The 16,945-nt window shown below is 60.5% G+C and carries 20 protein-coding genes; 9 read left to right on the forward strand and 11 right to left on the reverse strand.

The features are described 5' to 3' along the window. The first annotated feature begins 115 nt into the window (after window positions 1–115). The 3 genes from dcd to ACM6IT_RS19835 all read left to right on the forward strand — a co-directional run bounded on the left by dcd (window position 116) and on the right by ACM6IT_RS19835 (window position 1,631). A complete protein-coding gene (gene dcd / locus ACM6IT_RS19825; protein WP_007940589.1) occupies window positions 116–682 on the forward strand; it encodes a dCTP deaminase in 567 nt (188 codons plus the stop codon). Window positions 683–789: 107 nt separating this feature from the next. Next, window positions 790–999, forward strand: a complete 210-nt coding sequence (locus tag ACM6IT_RS19830) for a hypothetical protein (protein ID WP_033047523.1) — start codon at window positions 790–792, stop codon at window positions 997–999. A 245-nt stretch (window positions 1,000–1,244) separates the two neighbouring features. Further along, on the forward strand, window positions 1,245–1,631 hold the full coding sequence (locus ACM6IT_RS19835) for a hypothetical protein (RefSeq protein WP_414918541.1): 387 nt from the start codon (window positions 1,245–1,247) through the stop codon (window positions 1,629–1,631). Window positions 1,632–1,685: 54 nt separating this feature from the next. Here ACM6IT_RS19835 and ACM6IT_RS19840 read toward each other — a convergent pair whose 3' ends face one another. The 6 genes from ACM6IT_RS19840 to ACM6IT_RS19865 all read right to left on the reverse strand — a co-directional run bounded on the left by ACM6IT_RS19840 (window position 1,686) and on the right by ACM6IT_RS19865 (window position 8,687). After that, on the reverse strand, window positions 1,686–2,450 hold the full coding sequence (locus ACM6IT_RS19840; RefSeq protein WP_095965070.1) for an ABC transporter ATP-binding protein: 765 nt from the start codon (window positions 2,448–2,450) through the stop codon (window positions 1,686–1,688). 13 nt (window positions 2,451–2,463) lie between these two features. Further along, window positions 2,464–3,582, reverse strand: coding sequence for a succinylglutamate desuccinylase/aspartoacylase family protein (locus ACM6IT_RS19845; protein ID WP_056720879.1), 1,119 nt, complete (start codon window positions 3,580–3,582; stop codon window positions 2,464–2,466). 26 nt (window positions 3,583–3,608) lie between these two features. Next, on the reverse strand, window positions 3,609–4,319 hold the full coding sequence (locus ACM6IT_RS19850; protein ID WP_056720877.1) for an ABC transporter permease: 711 nt from the start codon (window positions 4,317–4,319) through the stop codon (window positions 3,609–3,611). Next, entirely contained in the window at window positions 4,316–5,044 is a 729-nt protein-coding gene (locus ACM6IT_RS19855; RefSeq protein ID WP_056720874.1) for an ABC transporter permease, read from the reverse strand. Before ACM6IT_RS19855 ends, ACM6IT_RS19850 begins: the two co-directional genes overlap by 4 nt. Window positions 5,045–5,100: 56 nt before the next feature. Beyond that, window positions 5,101–5,883: a transporter substrate-binding domain-containing protein gene (locus ACM6IT_RS19860; RefSeq protein WP_414918542.1), complete on the reverse strand. Its 783-nt coding sequence runs from the start codon at window positions 5,881–5,883 to the stop codon at window positions 5,101–5,103. A 353-nt stretch (window positions 5,884–6,236) separates the two neighbouring features. Continuing rightward, window positions 6,237–8,687: a penicillin acylase family protein gene (locus ACM6IT_RS19865; protein WP_414918543.1), complete on the reverse strand. Its 2,451-nt coding sequence runs from the start codon at window positions 8,685–8,687 to the stop codon at window positions 6,237–6,239. Window positions 8,688–8,873: 186 nt separating this feature from the next. On the opposite strand from ACM6IT_RS19865, the gene ACM6IT_RS19870 reads away from it, so the two are divergent. Then, window positions 8,874–9,431, forward strand: a complete 558-nt coding sequence (locus ACM6IT_RS19870; RefSeq protein ID WP_056720869.1) for a cysteine hydrolase family protein — start codon at window positions 8,874–8,876, stop codon at window positions 9,429–9,431. 76 nt (window positions 9,432–9,507) lie between these two features. Here ACM6IT_RS19870 and ACM6IT_RS19875 read toward each other — a convergent pair whose 3' ends face one another. The 4 genes from ACM6IT_RS19875 to ACM6IT_RS19890 all read right to left on the reverse strand — a co-directional run bounded on the left by ACM6IT_RS19875 (window position 9,508) and on the right by ACM6IT_RS19890 (window position 11,276). Further along, window positions 9,508–9,720 (reverse strand): SEC-C metal-binding domain-containing protein, encoded by a 213-nt coding sequence (locus ACM6IT_RS19875; protein WP_015093814.1) that lies wholly within the window; start codon window positions 9,718–9,720, stop codon window positions 9,508–9,510. Then, the gene (locus tag ACM6IT_RS19880) at window positions 9,717–10,211 is read right to left on the reverse strand and encodes an LEA type 2 family protein (protein WP_414918544.1); all 495 of its coding nucleotides are present in this window, start codon (window positions 10,209–10,211) and stop codon (window positions 9,717–9,719) included. The genes ACM6IT_RS19875 and ACM6IT_RS19880 overlap by 4 nt, the downstream gene beginning before the upstream one ends. Window positions 10,212–10,297: 86 nt before the next feature. After that, a complete protein-coding gene (locus ACM6IT_RS19885; protein ID WP_056720863.1) occupies window positions 10,298–10,774 on the reverse strand; it encodes a YchJ family protein in 477 nt (158 codons plus the stop codon). A 4-nt stretch (window positions 10,775–10,778) separates the two neighbouring features. Next, on the reverse strand, window positions 10,779–11,276 hold the full coding sequence (locus ACM6IT_RS19890) for a DUF6231 family protein (RefSeq protein ID WP_056720861.1): 498 nt from the start codon (window positions 11,274–11,276) through the stop codon (window positions 10,779–10,781). Between the two features lie 189 nt (window positions 11,277–11,465). On the opposite strand from ACM6IT_RS19890, the gene ACM6IT_RS19895 reads away from it, so the two are divergent. The 4 genes from ACM6IT_RS19895 to ACM6IT_RS19910 all read left to right on the forward strand — a co-directional run bounded on the left by ACM6IT_RS19895 (window position 11,466) and on the right by ACM6IT_RS19910 (window position 14,130). Then, entirely contained in the window at window positions 11,466–12,155 is a 690-nt protein-coding gene (locus tag ACM6IT_RS19895; protein ID WP_056720858.1) for an OmpA family protein, read from the forward strand. Between the two features lie 89 nt (window positions 12,156–12,244). Next, window positions 12,245–12,952, forward strand: a complete 708-nt coding sequence (locus tag ACM6IT_RS19900) for an OmpA family protein (protein ID WP_056720855.1) — start codon at window positions 12,245–12,247, stop codon at window positions 12,950–12,952. A gap of 148 nt (window positions 12,953–13,100) precedes the next feature. After that, complete coding sequence (locus tag ACM6IT_RS19905; protein WP_056720853.1) at window positions 13,101–13,379, forward strand: DUF1145 domain-containing protein; 279 nt, start codon at window positions 13,101–13,103, stop codon at window positions 13,377–13,379. Next, window positions 13,372–14,130: a collagen-like protein gene (locus ACM6IT_RS19910; RefSeq protein WP_056720851.1), complete on the forward strand. Its 759-nt coding sequence runs from the start codon at window positions 13,372–13,374 to the stop codon at window positions 14,128–14,130. Before ACM6IT_RS19905 ends, ACM6IT_RS19910 begins: the two co-directional genes overlap by 8 nt. A 62-nt stretch (window positions 14,131–14,192) precedes the next feature. On the opposite strand, the gene ACM6IT_RS19915 is transcribed toward ACM6IT_RS19910, so the two are convergent. Then, on the reverse strand, window positions 14,193–14,657 hold the full coding sequence (locus ACM6IT_RS19915) for a CopD family protein (protein ID WP_056720849.1): 465 nt from the start codon (window positions 14,655–14,657) through the stop codon (window positions 14,193–14,195). A 98-nt stretch (window positions 14,658–14,755) separates the two neighbouring features. On the opposite strand from ACM6IT_RS19915, the gene dinG reads away from it, so the two are divergent. Beyond that, window positions 14,756–16,900 carry an ATP-dependent DNA helicase DinG gene (gene dinG / locus ACM6IT_RS19920; protein WP_414918545.1) on the forward strand — a complete coding sequence of 715 codons (2,145 nt, stop codon included), beginning with the start codon at window positions 14,756–14,758 and terminating at the stop codon, window positions 16,898–16,900. Window positions 16,901–16,945: the final 45 nt, after the last annotated feature.

Consider the following 16,945-nt stretch of genomic DNA (forward strand, 5'->3'; position numbering starts at 1 on the left):
GAGCCCGTAATTCCTGCCTGTTCGGCGAGAATTGCACCGCGGACTTTGAACCCGGCGGCGCGCCCGGTAAGATGCCGGACAGAATTTTTCGACCTCGCTATTCAGGACACCCGCCATGAGCATCAAATCGGACAAGTGGATTCGCCGCATGGCGCAGGAACACGGCATGATCGAGCCTTTCGTCGAGCGCCAGATGCGCGGCAGCGACGATAGCCGTGTGATCTCCTACGGCGTGTCGAGCTACGGCTACGATGTGCGTTGCACCAATCATTTCAAGGTGTTCACCAACATCAATTCGGCCATCGTCGACCCGAAGAACTTCGACGCCGGCAGCTTCGTCGATATCCATAGCGACGTGTGCATCATTCCGCCGAACTCGTTCGCCCTGGCCAGCACCGTCGAATATTTCCGCATTCCGCGCAACGTTTTGACCATTTGCCTGGGTAAAAGCACCTACGCGCGCTGCGGCATCATCGTCAACGTCACGCCGCTCGAGCCTGAGTGGGAAGGCCATGTGACCCTGGAGTTCTCCAATACCACCAATCTGCCGGCGAAAATCTACGCGAACGAAGGCGTGGCGCAGATGCTGTTCCTTGAGTCTGACGAAGAGTGTGAAGTGTCCTACAAGGACCGTGGCGGCAAGTATCAGGGCCAGCGTGGCGTGACCCTGCCACGCACCTGAGTCAACCGTCTGACAAATGTCGGGAATTCCTGAGCGGGCGTACACTCTATGGGGTGTACTGTTCCGATCCGCGCAAGGCGGGTCGGGCCATCGCTCAGGAGTGCCGAATGAAGATCGATCCGCGAATCAGTGCCGAACTGGCAAGGCTTGAACCCAATCAGGTTGGCGTTCTGGCCTGGTCCTTGTTGGCGCACCCGCCCGTCAGCATGGCAGGGGGTATTCCCGGCCAGCCTGATCCTGATACCCCGAATGAGCAGCCTAACGAACCGGGTGAGCCTACGCTGCCGGATGAGCCGCCGCCTGCGCCTGTCGCCTGATTTTCGGTTTCCGCTATTTATGGCTGTTGAACTGTGCCTGTTGTCTTCAGCAAGCAGGCCTGTGCCTGTTGTTGCTATAGACGAACGTAGCGTCTGAATCGGCCTGTACATATTCGGAAGTAACTGTGTCTGTCGGGGAAACCAATCGACAGGCATGGCCGTGGTTCTATCCGGGAGCTGCGTGCCCTGGGGCCTTTAACTGGGGCATCAGACAGTTAACTTCGAATATGAAAAGGAATATTCAGATGAGTGTGAGCGCAAATCGATCGGGACATTTGAGCGCCGATGTAATCACGACAGACGGCTCCACGCAGTTTCGCGTAACGGATGGGCTCGATTTCCATCAGCGGTCAGGCATTTATTGCATTGAGGCGGATAACGGTCAGGGGACTGCGTTCTACGTGTACTTGCCGGTGAGTATCCAGACTGGCAGCTTCAGCCTGGGGCTCAACGAGGGATCTCCCATGGTCATCCATGTGATCGGCACCTCGGAGGCAGAGCTTTACCCAGGAACGCTCGAGTTGACGGTGGGGGGTGACGCGCAGTTTGCCGGGCGCTTCAGTGGGACGGACGCTAATGGTCTGCAAGTGGAAAATGGCAGTTTCAGGTTGGAAGACGAGGCGGCGGCATAACGGTTGACTGATGTTGGAAGCCGGCAAACCGGCTTCCACTTCTCCTCCCGGCGGTTATTTCAGGTTGCCACTCAGGAACTGCTTCAACCGCTCGCTTTTCGGATTGCCCAGCACGTCTTCCGGCGCGCCTTCTTCCTCCACCAGGCCCTGGTGCAGAAACAACACCTGGCTCGACACTTTGCGGGCGAAGCTCATTTCGTGGGTCACCATGATCATGGTCCGGCCTTCTTCGGCCAGGCCCTGGATCACCTTGAGCACTTCACCTACCAGTTCCGGGTCCAGCGCCGAAGTCGGCTCGTCGAACAACATGACCTCGGGCTCCATGGCCAGTGCGCGGGCAATCGCTACCCGTTGTTGCTGACCGCCGGACAGGAAGGCCGGGTATTGGTCAGCCACACGGGAAGCCAGCCCCACCTTGTCGAGGTAGCGCCGGGCGCGATCCTCGGCTTCTTTCCTGTCGCAGCCCAGCACCCGGCGCGGCGCCATGGTGATGTTTTCCAGCACCGTCATGTGGCTCCACAGGTTGAAATGCTGGAACACCATGGCCAGGCGGGTGCGAATCCGCTGCAGCTCATCGGCGTCGGCCACGTGCATGCCGTGGCGATCCTTGATCATGCGGATGTTCTGCCCGTCGAGGCTCATGGCGCCGTCATTGGGTTGTTCCAGGAAGTTGATGCAGCGCAGAAAGGTACTTTTACCCGAGCCGCTGGCGCCGATCAGGCTGATGACGTCGCCGGTCTTGGCCTTGAGCGAAACACCTTTGAGGACTTCATGGTCGCCGTAGCTTTTATGCAGGCCTTCGATGGTCAGTTTGTACATGGGGCGTGCATCCTCAAGGCGAAAGTAGATAGCCGCTGCGATAGGCTTCGGTGCCCGCGACATGGGCGATCACCATGCCGGCAGTGGCCATGCGGCGCAGCGAACGGGCATACATCAGCCCGGCTGTGGCGCAATGAACGGGAGTGACCAGATCGTTGACCGGATCAATGATCTCGGCGATCAGTTGCCCGGCTTCCAGGTACTGGCCCGGTAGCGCGCTGAACACCAGCAGGCCGCCCACCGGTGTGGCCACCGGTTCTACGCCGGCCAGCGGTGTCGCCGGGTAGGGCAGGTCGGGCAGGGGCGCGGTTTCGCCGGCGATCGCGCCGAAATGGATCAGGTAGTCGATCAGTGCCTGGCAATCGCGGCTGGCCAACGGGTGATTGACGTCGCCCTGGCCGCGCAGTTCGACAGTCACTGAAAAGCTGCCCGGCGGAATGTCGAAGTGCTCGCCGAAGCGTTCCTTCAACTGCCACCAGAGCAGGGTGAAGCATTCGTCGAACGACTGACCACCGGAATCGGTTGCCAGCAGGCTGGCTTGGGCGCCGATGTAGCGGGCCAGCGGCTCGACCCGCGGCCAGGCATCCGGCGTGGTGTAGAGGTGAGCGACCGCTTCGAAATCGCAATGCAGGTCGAGCACCATGTCGGCGTCGCAGGCCAGTCGTTGCAGGGTCAGGCGCTGGGATTGCAATTGGGTGCCGGCGGTCTGCCGGGCCAGCGCATCGCGCAGGTTGCTGCGGATCAGTTGCAGGTTGTGCTGCGGATCGTCACTGAGCTTGCCTTCGATCGCGTTGCCGACTTCCTCACTGAGGTCGACGAACCAGCGGTTGAAGTTCTGGCCGCTTTCCAGTTCGTAGCGACCCAGCGGCACATCCATCAGTACCTGTTCCAGGCCCACCGGGTTGGCGATGGGCACCAGCACGATTTCGCTGCGCAGGCGACCGGCGGCTTCCAGTTCCGCCAGGCGTTGCTTGAGGTGCCAGGCCACCAGCATGCCGGGCATTTCGTCGGCGTGCAGGGAGGCCTGGATGTAGATCTTGCCGTTGGCCGGTTGGGGGCCGAAGTGAAAACTGTGGATTTGTCGTGCGGTCCCGGGCAGCGGGGCCAGCAGGTCATGTTTCTGGTGGCGCATCTGTTTTTCCTGAAACTGGTTGAGTCCTAGTGGGTCGGCCCGAGGAAGGCCAGCCATCGGCGTTCGGCAAGGCGGAACAGGCCGACCAGCGCAAAAGTGACGGTCAGGTAGATCAGCGCGGCGATGCCGAACGACTGGAAGGTCAGGAAAGTCGCCGAGTTGGCGTCCCGCGCGACTTTCAGGATGTCCGGGATGGTCGCGGTGAAGGCCACGGTGGTCGAGTGCAGCATCAGGATCACTTCGTTGCTGTAGTACGGCAACGAGCGACGCAAGGCCGACGGCATGATCACGTAGGCATACAGCTTCCAGCCGGTCAGGCCGTAAGCCTTGGCCGCTTCGACTTCGCCGTGGTTCATGCTGCGAATGGCCCCGGCGAAAATCTCCGTGGTGTAGGCGCAGGTGTTCAGGGCGAAGGCCAGGATCGTGCAGTTCATCGCATCGCGAAAGAATGCGTCCAGTACGGGCTGGGCCCGAATGGCGGCCAGGCTGTAGATCCCCGTGTAGCAGATCAGCAACTGGATATAGAGCGGCGTGCCGCGGAACAGGTAGGTATAGAACTGCACCGGCCAACGGATGTAGATGCGCGGCGATACACGGGCGATGGACAGCGGGATCGACACGATAAAACCGAAGAAGATCGAAGCGCTGAGCAGCCACATCGTCATGGCCAGGCCGGTGATGTTGTTGCCGTCGCTATAGAGGAAGGGTTTCCAGTATTCCTGCAGAAGTTCGATCATCGTACGGCCTCCCGGGTACCGGCGGAGTAACGACGTTCGAGCCAGCGCAGAATGAAGTTGGATGCGCTGGTGATCAGCAGGTAGATCAGCGCGGCAAGCACCAGGAAGTAAAACAGCTGATAGGTGCTTTTACCGGCGTCCTGGGCAGCCTTGACCAGATCGGCGAGGCCGATGATCGACACCAGGGCCGTGGCCTTGAGCATCACCATCCAGTTATTGCCGATACCCGGCAGGGCATAACGCATCATCTGCGGGAACACCACGATCCAGAAACGCTGGCCGCGCTTGAGGCCATAGGCGGTGGCCGCTTCGACCTGACCCCGTGGGACGGCGAGAATCGCGCCACGGAAGGTTTCAGTGAAATACGCACCATAGATGAAGCCCAGGGTGATGACCCCGGCACTGAACGGGTTGATCTCGATGTATTCCCATTCCATGTAATCGGTAAAAGAGGTCAGCCAGGTTTGCAGGCTGTAGAAGATCAACAGCATCAGGACCAGGTCCGGAACGCCGCGAATGAGTGTGGTGTAGAGTTGGGCAGGCACGCGCATCAGTTTGACTTTTGACAGCTTGGCACTGGCGCCGATCAGCCCGAGCAACACGGCTACCAACAGTGACAACGCCGACAACTTGATCGTCATCCAGGTGCCTTGCATCAGCAGCGGACCGAAGCCCTTGAGGCTGAAGGCAGAGAGCCCCAGATTTTCTAATAGGTTTTCGAACATAAATCAGCAACCTGATCGGATGAAAAAAGCGCCCATCGAAAGATGGGCGCCGGGCATTATTTGCCGCTGTACAGATTCAGATCGCCAAAGTGTTTCTTCTGAATGGTGGCGTAGGTGCCATCATCGTGTAACGCTTTGATACCTTTATCCAAAAGTGCTTTCAGCTCGGTGTTACCTTTCTTAATGCCGATGGCCGTTTTGGCTGGCAGCAAAGTGTTGTCGACCGGCTTGCTGACGTCGTAGTCGGCACCCTGTGGCGACTTCAGGAAGCCCAGTTCGGCTTGCAACATGTCCTGAATCCCTGCGTCGAGACGACCGGAAGTCAAGTCGGCGTAGACCTGGTCCTGATTGGCGTAGGCCTGGGTTTTCACGCCGGCCTTGTCCAGAACGGCTTTGGCATAGGCTTCCTGAATGGTGCCTTGTTCGTAGCCGACGGTCTTGCCCTTGAGCGAGGCGACGTCTTCGGTCACGCCCGAACCTTTCTTGGACACGTAGGCGGTTGGGCCGGAGAACAGTTCGCTGGAGAAGTCGATGACTTTTTCACGGGCTTCGGTAACGGTCATCGACGAGATCACACCGTCGAATTTATTGGCTTTCAGGCCCGGGATCATACCGTCGAAGTCACTTTCGACCCATTTGCACTTGACCTTCAGCTCGGCGCAGATCGCGTTGCCCAGATCAATGTCAAAGCCTACCAGGCTGCCATCGGCCGCTTTCGATTCGAACGGTGCGTAGGAAGGGTCAACGCCGAAACGCAGTTCTTTGTACTCCTTCGCCATGGCGGAGCCGGCAGCCATGCACAACGCCAGTGCAGAAAGGGTCAGCAATGCTTTTTTCATTATTCAATCCCTAAAAACCAATATGAGCGCTTGTGGCGCAGAATTATTGTTACTGGAAAGCGTAAGACCTGTTGAAAGTAGCAATTTCCGAACCAGAGTGCCGAACAAGCGTTTTAAAAGGTGCTTGGAAATGGCCGGAGACAGATTTATGCACGAAAACGGGCGCAGGGAAATGGGTGCACCAAATCATCTCGCCACAAAAAACGGTTTGACTGAGCAGGGGCACCAGGCTCTCCACCGGGTGACACGACTCATCCTCGCGTCAGCGCAACGGCGATAGCGGTCTGACATTCAACCTCAATGTGAATGTCAGACCGCTATCGCGAGCAAGCTCGCACAACTAAAGGGCGCGGTTACTTTCCTGGGGTCAGCGTCAACCGCGCCTTGCCGTAGGCGTTGTCGAAGTTCTGCGGCTGCATCGGCAGGCTCATGTACTGGCCCTTGAGCCACGGCTCGATGCTGTTGAGGTAGTTCGGGCTGGCCGGGTTGCCGGACTGACCGGTGCCGTTCTGCGCCATCAGCGGTTCGGACTGGCCGAAGTCGACGATAAAGCGCATGGCTGGCGCCAGCGTGGTGTTGAAGTCCTGCCCCCAGGCGAAGGCGGCGGTGTTGAGCGTGGTGTGATCGCCACCGGCCGGCAGCGGTCCGCGTACGGTCTGGCCGCTGCTGTTTTTCCATTCATAGCGATGCAGTTTGCCCCACTGCCAGGCTCTGTGATCGCCGCCCAACTGGCTGTCGCCTGTGCTGATCGCGGCGGCGAGGCTGCGAGCGAGGATCGCCGGCTTGTCTTCTTTCTGCGCGGTGCGCACGTCATCCCAGAACGGGCTGTCCTCACGCCCGAGCAAGTGATCGGCCTGGGCCGCGAAGGACAACTTGCCGTCGGCGACAAAGGCTTTCCACGCCGAGCTGGTTTCCGGGCCCAGTTCGTCGAGGAAGATCTGCCGCGTGCTTTCCTGCAGGAACAATTCGTAGATCGCCGCATCGGTGGAGCTCGGGCTGAGCTTGCCATCGAACGCCATCAAGCGGCTGTAGGCTTCATGTGCCTTGGTGCGATCGGCCGGCGGCAAGGCGTCCATGGCTTGTTTGAGTGGCTGGGCCATGCCCGGCGCTTCGAACACTTTCTTCAGCTTGGCAGCGAAGGTAGTGGTCTGGTCGTATTGCATGGCGATCAGGCTGCGGCTGTCGTGCTTGCCGGCGCCGGCCAGTTCGGCCAGGCGCTCGCCGCGCTCCGGAGCGGCCCAGGAATTGGACAACTGCATGCCGTAGCCATGGGGAATGACTCGCTGATTGGCGGTGCCGAGCCAGCCCTGGGCCGGGTCCTGGTCGTACGGGTGCAGCATCGGGTCGGCATAACCGTCCCAATCGTATCGTCCTTCCCAGCCCGGCGAAGGCAGCAGGCCTTCGCCTTCGCGGCGGTTCGGGTAACGGCCAGTGACTTGCCAGCCGATGTGACTGGCGTCGGCGAACACCAGGTTCAGCGCAATGGCGCGGATTTCGCGGCTGGCATCCGAGGCTTTCTCGACACTCTGGGCGCGGGACAGGTCGAAGAACGCGTCCAGGGTTCTGTCGTCGGTGAAGTTCGGCGTCTGCAAGGCCAGGCCGAAACCATTGGCCAGCGTGGTGCCCTGGGCGCTGTTGAGCAGCGGGCCATGGCGGGTTTCGTACACCGCTTCGCGAATCGACCGCTGGCCTTTGACGAAATAGGTTTCGTTGCGCACGATCGCCGGCTGCCATTTCCCGGCGTTTTCGTAGGTAAGCCCGTTGCCCTGGCGCTTGATTTTCTCCAGGAACAGGTCCTGGTTGTCGCCCATCACGGACGTCATGCTCCACGCCACTTTGCCGTTGAAACCGCCAAGCACCATCGGCAGCCCCGCGATGGTCACGCCGGACGCCTGATACTTCGGCGCGCGAATCTGCACGTAACTGAACAGCGAAGGCACGCCCAGCGGGCCGTGAGTGTCACTGGCCAGCAGGCTCTTGCCGCTGCGACTGCGTTGCGCGGCGATGGCCCAGTTGTTCGACGAGGTGGCGCCTAGCAGGTTGAGGTCCGATAGTTGTCCGGTGGCTTTGCTGAGTTCAGCCAGCCCCGGTACTTGCCCGTTGAGCTTGAGGCCTTGCAGTTTTTCGCTTTCGGCGACCGGCAGTTTTTCGTCGGGAGCCGACGGCGTCAGCCACGCCAGTTTGTCGGTGGTGACGGTCTGGGCCAGTACCAGCGAGGAAACTTCTTCCGGCAGGTTGGTCGACTGGCTGAAGTTCAGCAGGCAGAAAATCAGCGCCGAATCCTCCGGCTGCCAGTATTCAGGCTTGTAGCCGGTGGCCGCCAGATCCGCCGGCAGTTTGTCGCGGTAGCGGAACAGGTAGGCGTTGACCCCGCGCGCATAGACTTCGAAGAAACGTTTGAGGCGTGGCGAAGAAGCCTTGTACAGCTCGCCAGCACTTTTCTTCAGGTTGACCGCCCGCATGTAGCGGTCGGCATCCAGCAGGTCGGCGCCGTGCATCTCGGCCAAACGGCCCTGGGCCAGCAGGCGCAGGGTGACCATCTGGGTGATGCGGTCGCTGGCATGCACGTAACCGAGAGTGAACAGCGCGTCGTGGAAGCTGTTGCTTTCGATCAGCGGCATGCCCATGGCATTGCGACGCACCGAAACGCTCTGCGCCAGGCCTTTGAGTGGTTGTACGCCGGAGGTTGGCGGGAGGGTGTCCTGGGCGTTGAAGTTCTGACAACCGGTCAGGCTCAACACACCGGCCACTGCAGCGGCAACGCCGAACCGGGGTAGAAAATGAGTAAGGGCTGGCGAGGCCATGGCAAAGCTCCTGCGGGGGTGGTGGCGCAATAAAGGCGCTACGTTAGTGAGCAGGCGATGGCCGCGCAAGCGGGGTAAGAGGTTATTTCAGGATTTGTCAAAGATCGCAGCCTCAACAGTGGCTTGCCAGCCGTAACTGGTGATATTGAAGTGCGACACGCTCAACAATCCAGGAAGACAGTCGGCATGGAGCTCAAGGCAAACGCGGCACTGATCATCATCGATCAACAAAAAGGCATCCTGCATCCAAGGCTCGGTCGCAGGAATAATCCGGAGGCCGAAGCGCGCATGCTGGAAATGCTCGGCCATTGGCGGCGTACCGCCCGGCCGGTGATCCATGTGCAACACCTGTCCCGCTCGGAGGACTCGGTATTCTGGCCACTGCAGTCGGGGGTGGAGTTTCAGCAACGGTTTGAGCCAATGGCCGGTGAACGCTTGATCCAGAAGCAGGTGCCGGATGCGTTCTGTTCGACCGGGCTGGAGGCGCAGTTGCGCGAGGCGGGGATCGGGCAGTTGATCATCGTCGGTGTCGCAACCCACAACTCGGTGGAGTCCACGGCGCGTACCGCGGGCAACCTGGGGTTTGATACTTGGGTGGCCGAGGATGCGTGCTTTACCTTCGACAAGGCTGATTTCTTCGGCCATGCCCATAGCGCCGAAGAGGTGCATGGGATGTCGCTGGGGAATTTGCACGGTGAGTATGCGACGGTGGTCAGCAGTGCACAGATTCTGTCAGCCGACTAAGCACCTGTAGGAGCAAGCTCGCTCCCACAGGAGAGGATGGCGATTCAACAGGCGAAGCAAGTCTTCGCCAGAAGCATCAAGCGCCGTGGCACTTCTTGAATTTCTTGCCGTTGCCGCATGGGCACGGATCGTTGCGGCCGACGTCTTTCAATGCGTTGCGCACCGGTTCCTGGTGAGCGTGGCCGCAGTTCGGACCGTGGACATGGCCGTGGTCGTGATCATGGTGGTGATGGTCATGATCATGATCGTGGTTGCAGTCAGGGCCGTGGACATGGGGTTGCTGGGTCATCGGTGTTGCTCCGGAATTAAATCGGCGGCGATTATCACGCCATTGCGCGCCAGGTGCACGTAGTGGGCGATGAATATACCGGTTTCCAGTTCACCTTCCAGACGATAGGGAATGGGCTGATCGGATTTTTTCAGCAGTTTGGCCATTTCACGGACCTTGGACCACAGGTTGGTGCGGATCGGCACCTTGAAGTAAGCGCTGTGCCTGGGGCTGATGGTGAACCAGTGTTCGTACTCGCCATCGGCCAGCAGTATGTCACCCAGATGAACGCGGTACTCCAGGCTGCGCACCGTCAGATCGCTGTCGTTGGGGTTGTCGATGCGAAAATGCAGGAGGAATTTCTGTTCCAGCAATTTGGCGCTGACCACCTCGATCTTCACCAGATGGACCTCGGGGTCCGGCAAGTCGTCGGCGAACCACGATGCACAGCCGCCGAGTCCCAGTGTCAGGAACAGCGTAAGCAGACAGCGTGCGCCGCGGCGGATGATCATCGTGGTGTTTCTCCCTTGAGCCCAGTCTAGACCCAAAAGATCGCAGCCTTCGGCCGCTCTTGCGCGGTGGACAGTCATTGCTTGTCCTAGCTGCTGAAATACCCCGCACAACACTTCTTGAACTTCTGCCCACTCGTGCACGGGCAGGGGTCATTGCGCCCGAGTTTGAGTTGCACGGTGGGGTCGATGAAATACCAGCGCCCGGTGTTCTGTACGAACGATGAGCGCTCTCGATGACTGTGCTCGCCATTACTGTCGTGCCAGCGCGCGGTGAAGGTCACGAACGCGTGTTCAGGTTGGCCGCCCAGCACTTCGGAGCTTTCGACCTCAAGGCCCAGCCATGTGCTTTGCGCACTCCAGTCGCTGATCGATTGACGGTCCAGGCCGGCCTGTTGGGCGGGCAGGGTGGTGGCTACCAGATAGTCGACCAACCCCAGCACATAGGCGCTGTAGCGCGAGCGCATCAATGCTTCTGCGCACGGTGCCGGGTGTCCGGCATGATAGTGACCGCAGCAGGCGTCGAGCAGGGTGCCGCTGCCGCATGGGCAAATGGATGTACTCATTGCATTACCACCAGTATTTCCCGAAGTTTTCCGGATTGGCCCAGAAGCGCGAGTTGAGCCAGTCGGGGACTTGTTTGTATTCAAGCAGATCGTAGGTGAACAGGGTCAGCACCTGTTCGTCCCGTTGGAAGCGTTCGCTGGCTTGCAGGGCCAGGGAGAAAAAGTCCGTTTCCTGCCAGCCACAGGCCGGCAGGTCCACCAGTACTGCGATGCGGCTGGCGTTGAGGTTGCGGATGCCGCCCAGCAGGTTCAGGCCGTCGCGCTTGGGCAAATGCTCCAGGCAATCGACTACCAGGGCCAGGTCGAAACGGCGGGCCGCCAACTCGGCCGGCAGTGGCCCGGGGGCCGCGGAAGCGACACAGCTGTCCGGGTGAGCGAGTTTGAAAGCCTCCAGTGCCGGGAATTCGCTGGCGCCGATCAACAACAGGCGTGCGGGGGCATATCGGTCAAGTAACGCGGCCAGTGCCTGTTGTGGCGTGCGTGAAGAAATACCTGCAGTCATCGAAGATCCTCAATCAGATCTGCCAAGACTAGCCTGCCCTAACGTTCGGGCCTAGAGCACCCTGGCGACAAAAGCGCCAACCTGCCGTTAATACGCGAATAAACAGCATGGCCTATTGCTGGCGGAGTTTAAAACTCGGGTCTTTACTACCTGAATCGGTTCTAAGCCGATCCCTCAGGAGAAAACTAGATGAGCATAGTTCGGACAGCATTACCCTTGGTTCTGCTAACCAGTGTCTTGACTGGTTGCGCAGGTTTGCAGAAAACCGACTGGCCGACCTGTGCGGCAGTTGGTGGTGTCGTGGGGGCGGGCATCGGTGCGACCGAAAGCTCGGCATGGGCAGGGTATGGTGCTCTGCTCGTCGGCGGTACGGCAGCGGCTTATTGCTGGGTGCACGGTGATGGCGATGAAGACGGCGATGGCGTACCGGATAGTCGCGACAAGTGCCCAGGCACGCCAAAAGGCGTTCAGGTCGATGCCAACGGTTGCCCACCACCAGCGCCTGTGGTCGAAGAAGCGGTTGTGGTTCAGGAAGAAACCATCGTCATCCGCGATGTTCACTTCCAGTTTGACAAAGCCACGCTTACCTCGTCCGACAAACAGGTACTCGACAAGATTGCCACTCGCCTGAAAGCCGAAGCCCCTACCGCTCAACTGACCGTGACCGGCCATACCGACAGCGTGGGCAGTGACACCTACAACCAGAAACTGTCGGAAAAACGCGCCCACTCGGTGGTTGAATACCTTATCGAGCAAGGCGTACCTCGCAGCAACTTCGTGTCGGTTGTCGGTGCCGGTGAAAGCCAGCCGGTTGCTGACAACAAAACCGCTGACGGTCGTGCACAGAACCGTCGTACCGAAATCAAAATCCAGCGTTAAGTCCCCCTCGCATCCGCGCCTTGTGCAGTCGCGGATGCGGGTCTTTACTCCTGTGTAACCGGTATTGGCCGGACACAGGAGCTTTCAATATGATCGTTCTCACAAGGACCGTCTTGCCGGTTCTGCTACTTGGCAGCCTCTTGACCGGCTGCGCGACCCACAGCGATGGCACTGCCCCCCTCAATCAACGCACCTGGCCAATTTGCAGCCTCATCGGCGGCCTGGTCGGTGGTGGTCTGGGCGCAATCGAGAGCGGTGCCTGGGCCGCGGGCGGGGCAGCGCTGGGTATCTTGTCCGGCGGCTTGATCTGCTATGCCCAGGATGGCGACGAAGATGGAGACGGCGTTTTCGACCGACGCGACCGTTGCGCTGATACCCCTGCCAATACCCCGGTCGACCATCGGGGCTGCCCGGTGCCGCAATACCCGGACAGCGTCCAGGTCGAGCCTGCGCAATCCGAAGTCATTACTCTGAGCGATGTACTGTTTGTCTTCAATCAATCCGAGCTGACCCCGACAGCGAAGAGTCAACTGGATGCGTTGATGAGCAAGTTCGAGGATGCCGATGTGGTCAGCATCAAGGTGGTCGGCCATACCGACAGCGTCGGTTCGGATGCCTATAACCAGGCCTTGTCGGAGCGGCGTGCCAGCAGCGTGGCGGAATACCTGTTGAGCCAGGGCGTGGCGCCGAACAAAGTCACCAGCGAAGGCCGGGGTGAGAGCCAACCGATTGCCAGCAACGAAACCGAAGAAGGTCGTGCGAAAAACCGTCGCGTGGAACTGCATATAAACCGCTGAGCCAAGAGATAGAGCCGTCGGGCGACGGGTATGATCGCTACGACGGCCGTTTGGCGGCCTTCATGAAGATTTTTCCGTTGCCCTCTGGCTTATCCCGCGTGGAAGCCGTTACTGTGCGCGCAAACAATAATTCTCATCGGGGGCGCGTATGAACGTCATATGGGGACTGGGGCGGTTACTGACCTTGCTGTTCTGGGCGGTAGTGCTGGTCAATCTGCTCACACCGTTTGTCTTTCCGCTGCACCCGTTGGTCAACCTGGCCGGCGGCCTGTTGGGGTTCATCCATCTTCTGGAAGCGTTGCTGTGCTATCGCAGCCTTCGAGGTCGCGCCCATCCCTGGCTTGACCGCCTGAAGATCGTCATTTTCGGCGTATTCCACCTGCAAACCATTCCAGCTCCCAGCGCTTCGAAGGCTTCCCATGCGTAAACTCTGTCTGCTCGTCGCACTCATCAGCCCATTGGCCAGCGCACAGGTGGTGAGTGTCGAAACCAACTCGCTGATGCGCTTGCCCAACACCGCCAGCACCCTGCAACTGGAACGCCTGGTGGTGGCCGATTACGGCACCTTGCTGATTCCTTCGAACGTCACGGAAGTCACCGTGGGTGAATTGCATCTGGGGCGTGAAGCGCGCATTGCCATCGTGCCGGGGGAACAGGCGCTGGCGCTGAAGGTTCGTCGCGCTGATTTGTCCGAAGGCAGCCAGATCACCTCCCGTGGCTCACCCGGGACTTACCAGAAGGCCGCTCGATCCGGACGCAGCCTTGATTTGCAGATCAAGACACTGAACGCAGCGCAATTGAACGTTGATGCTCGCGGTGGTGCGGGCGCACCGGGGTTCATTGGCCTTGACGGGGCCAACGGCCAGGAACCGGGCTGCACCTGGGGGCAGGCGGGGCGCGGTGCCGATGGCAGTGATGGTAGCAATGGCCAGCCGGGAGCACCGGGGGCGCTGGTCAAGCTGGCAGTGCCGCACGACTTCCCGGCGGACCGGATCAAGGTCCAGGTGGCGGGCGGTGCCGGTGGCCTGGCCGGCCCTGGCGGCAAACCGGGCGCGGGTGGCAAGGCCAAGGGTTGCCTGATCTACAAGGCCGATGGCGGCAAGAGCGGTAAACCCGGGGCTGACGGGCAGCCCGGGCCGGAAGGGGCTGCGGGTTCGGTGACGGTTCAGCGCTTGTAAAACTTACCAGGCCCTCTGTGGCGAGAGGGCAATCCCCCCCCTGCCACAACCGCCCGGCAGATTCAGAACATCGGCCGAGCCGCAGCAATCGCTACCAAGGCCAATCCCACCAACAGATTGATCCCCACCAACTTGCGGATCCGCCCCAGCACCGCTGCACCAACGGGCCAATCCTGCTCGGCCACGGCAGTGCGCAGCTCCGGCAGCATCAGCGCCTGAATCCGGATAAACAGCGCGGTCATCACCACATACAAGCCCATCATCACCTGCACATAACGTGGCGCAGTTTCAAAGCCACCGAAGTGCATGTGCAGCATGCCCACGCCGCTGACCGGCAACAGCACCACCGCCACCCAGACCCAGCGGAAAAATCCTTGAAACACTTCTACCCACAGCTTCAGCCGGGCAGGGCCTTCCAGTGCCGTCACCGCGGCGGGGCGCAGGACCATCCAGGCGAAAAACATGCCGCCGACCCAGACCAGGGCGGCCAGTACATGCAGGCTATAAATGAGGCTAAAAGGTGTCATTGGGTTACTCCGTTCTGCGCGGGATTCATTAGCGGGGTATGATAGCGACCAAACCGAACCACTGAAAATTTATCCAGCGTTTTTGCGCCCGACAATCCATGATCAGCACTGAACTCAAAACCACGATCCAGGGCGCCTACTCGCGTTTTCTCGAAGCCAAGAGCCTCAAGCCGCGTTATGGCCAACGCCTGATGATCGCCGAAGTCGCCAAGGTCCTGGGTGATATCGACACCGACGACGAAGGCCGGCGCAGTGGCGACCCCGCGATTGTCGCGGTGGAAGCTGGCACCGGTACCGGCAAGACCGTGGCCTACAGCCTGGCGGCGATTCCCACGGCGAAGGCCGCCGGCAAGCGCCTGGTGATCGCCACGGCCACCGTGGCCCTGCAGGAGCAGATCGTCTACAAGGACTTGCCTGACCTGATGCGCAACAGCGGGCTGAACTTCAGCTTCGCCCTGGCCAAGGGGCGCGGGCGCTACATGTGCCTGTCCAAGCTCGACATGTTGCTCCAGGAAGGCCACGCGCAGACCGCCACTGCTCAGTTGTTCGAAGAAGAAGGCTTCAAGATCGAGGTCGACGAGGCCAGCCAGAAGCTGTTCACCAGCATGATCGAGAAACTCGCCGGCAATAAGTGGGACGGCGACCGCGACAGTTGGTCCACCGCCCTGGAAGACGCCGACTGGGCGCGCCTGACCACCGACCACAGCCAGTGCACCAACCGTCATTGCCCGAACTTCGGCCAGTGCGCCTTCTACAAGGCCCGCGAAGGCATGGGCAAGGTCGACGTGATCGTCACCAACCACGACATGGTGCTGGCCGACCTCGCCCTGGGCGGCGGTGCCGTGCTGCCGGACCCGCGCGACACCATCTACGTGTTCGACGAAGGCCATCACCTGCCGGACAAGGCCATCGGCCACTTCGCCCATTACACGCGCCTGCGCTCCACCGCCGACTGGCTGGAGACCACCGCCAAAAACCTCACCAAGCTTCTGGCCCAGCACCCGCTGCCGGGGGACCTGGGCAAGTTGATCGAGCAGGTGCCGGAGCTGGCGCGGGAGATCAAGACCCAGCAGCAGTTCATGTTCACCGCCTGCGAGCAGATCGCCGATTTCAAGCCCGGCGAAGACGTCGAAGGCCGCGAGCGCCCGCGTCACCGATTCGTCGGCGGGGTGATCCCCGAGCACATGCGTGAAATGGGCATCGAACTGAAGAAGGGTTTCGCGCGGCTGACCGATCTGTTCACCCGCCTGACCGAGTTGCTCAAAGAAGGCATGGATGGCGAGGTCAACATTGGCATCGCCAGCAACCAGGCCGAGGAGTGGTATCCGCTATTCGGTAGTCTGTTGTCGCGTTCTTCCGGCAACTGGGAATTGTGGACTGCCTTCACCGTCGAGGACCCGGAAGACAACCCGCCGATGGCCCGCTGGCTGACCCTGGCCGAAAGCGGTTCGCTGTTCGACATCGAGGTCAACGCAAGCCCCATCCTCGCGGCGGAAATGCTTCGCCGCAACCTGTGGAACGTGGCGTATGGCTGCCTGGTGACGTCGGCGACCCTGACGGCCCTCGGCACCTTCGACCGCTTCCGCATGCGCGCCGGCCTGCCGAAAAAAGCCGTGACGGTCGTGGTGCCAAGCCCCTTCCATCACGCTGACGCCGGTGTGCTACGGGTGCCGAACCTGAACGCCGATCCCCGTGATGCAGCGGCGCATACCGCCGCGATCATTCGTGACCTGCCTGAATTGGTCGAAGGCTCGCGGGGCACGCTGGTGCTGTTTTCCTCGCGTAAACAGATGCAGGACGTGTTCGACGGCCTCGACCGCGACTGGCGCAAGCAAGTGTTCATCCAGGGCAACCTGTCGAAACAGGAAACCCTCAACAAGCACAAGGCGCGGGTCGATGGTGGGGATTCCAGCGTGTTGTTCGGCCTGGCGAGCTTCGCCGAAGGGGTCGACTTGCCCGGTGCCTATTGCGAGCACGTGGTCATTGCCAAGATTCCATTCTCGGTACCCGATGATCCGGTCGAAGCAGCGCTGGCCGAGTGGATCGAAGCCCGGGGCGGCAATCCGTTCATGGAAATCTCCGTGCCGGATGCCTCGCTGAAGCTGGTCCAGGCCTGCGGTCGCTTGCTGCGCACCGAAGAAGACCGCGGCACTATCACCTTGCTCGACCGGCGCCTGGTGACCCAGCGCTATGGCAAAGCCATCCTCAATGCGTTGCCGCCGTTCCGTCGAGAAATTTCCTGAAGCACCGGTGGGCAGTTTTGCCCGCCGCGTTGTCTATCTCTCTGC

It is taken from the genome of Pseudomonas sp. IT-P4 (assembly GCF_949767755.1).
Taxonomy (GTDB): domain Bacteria; phylum Pseudomonadota; class Gammaproteobacteria; order Pseudomonadales; family Pseudomonadaceae; genus Aquipseudomonas; species Aquipseudomonas monachiensis.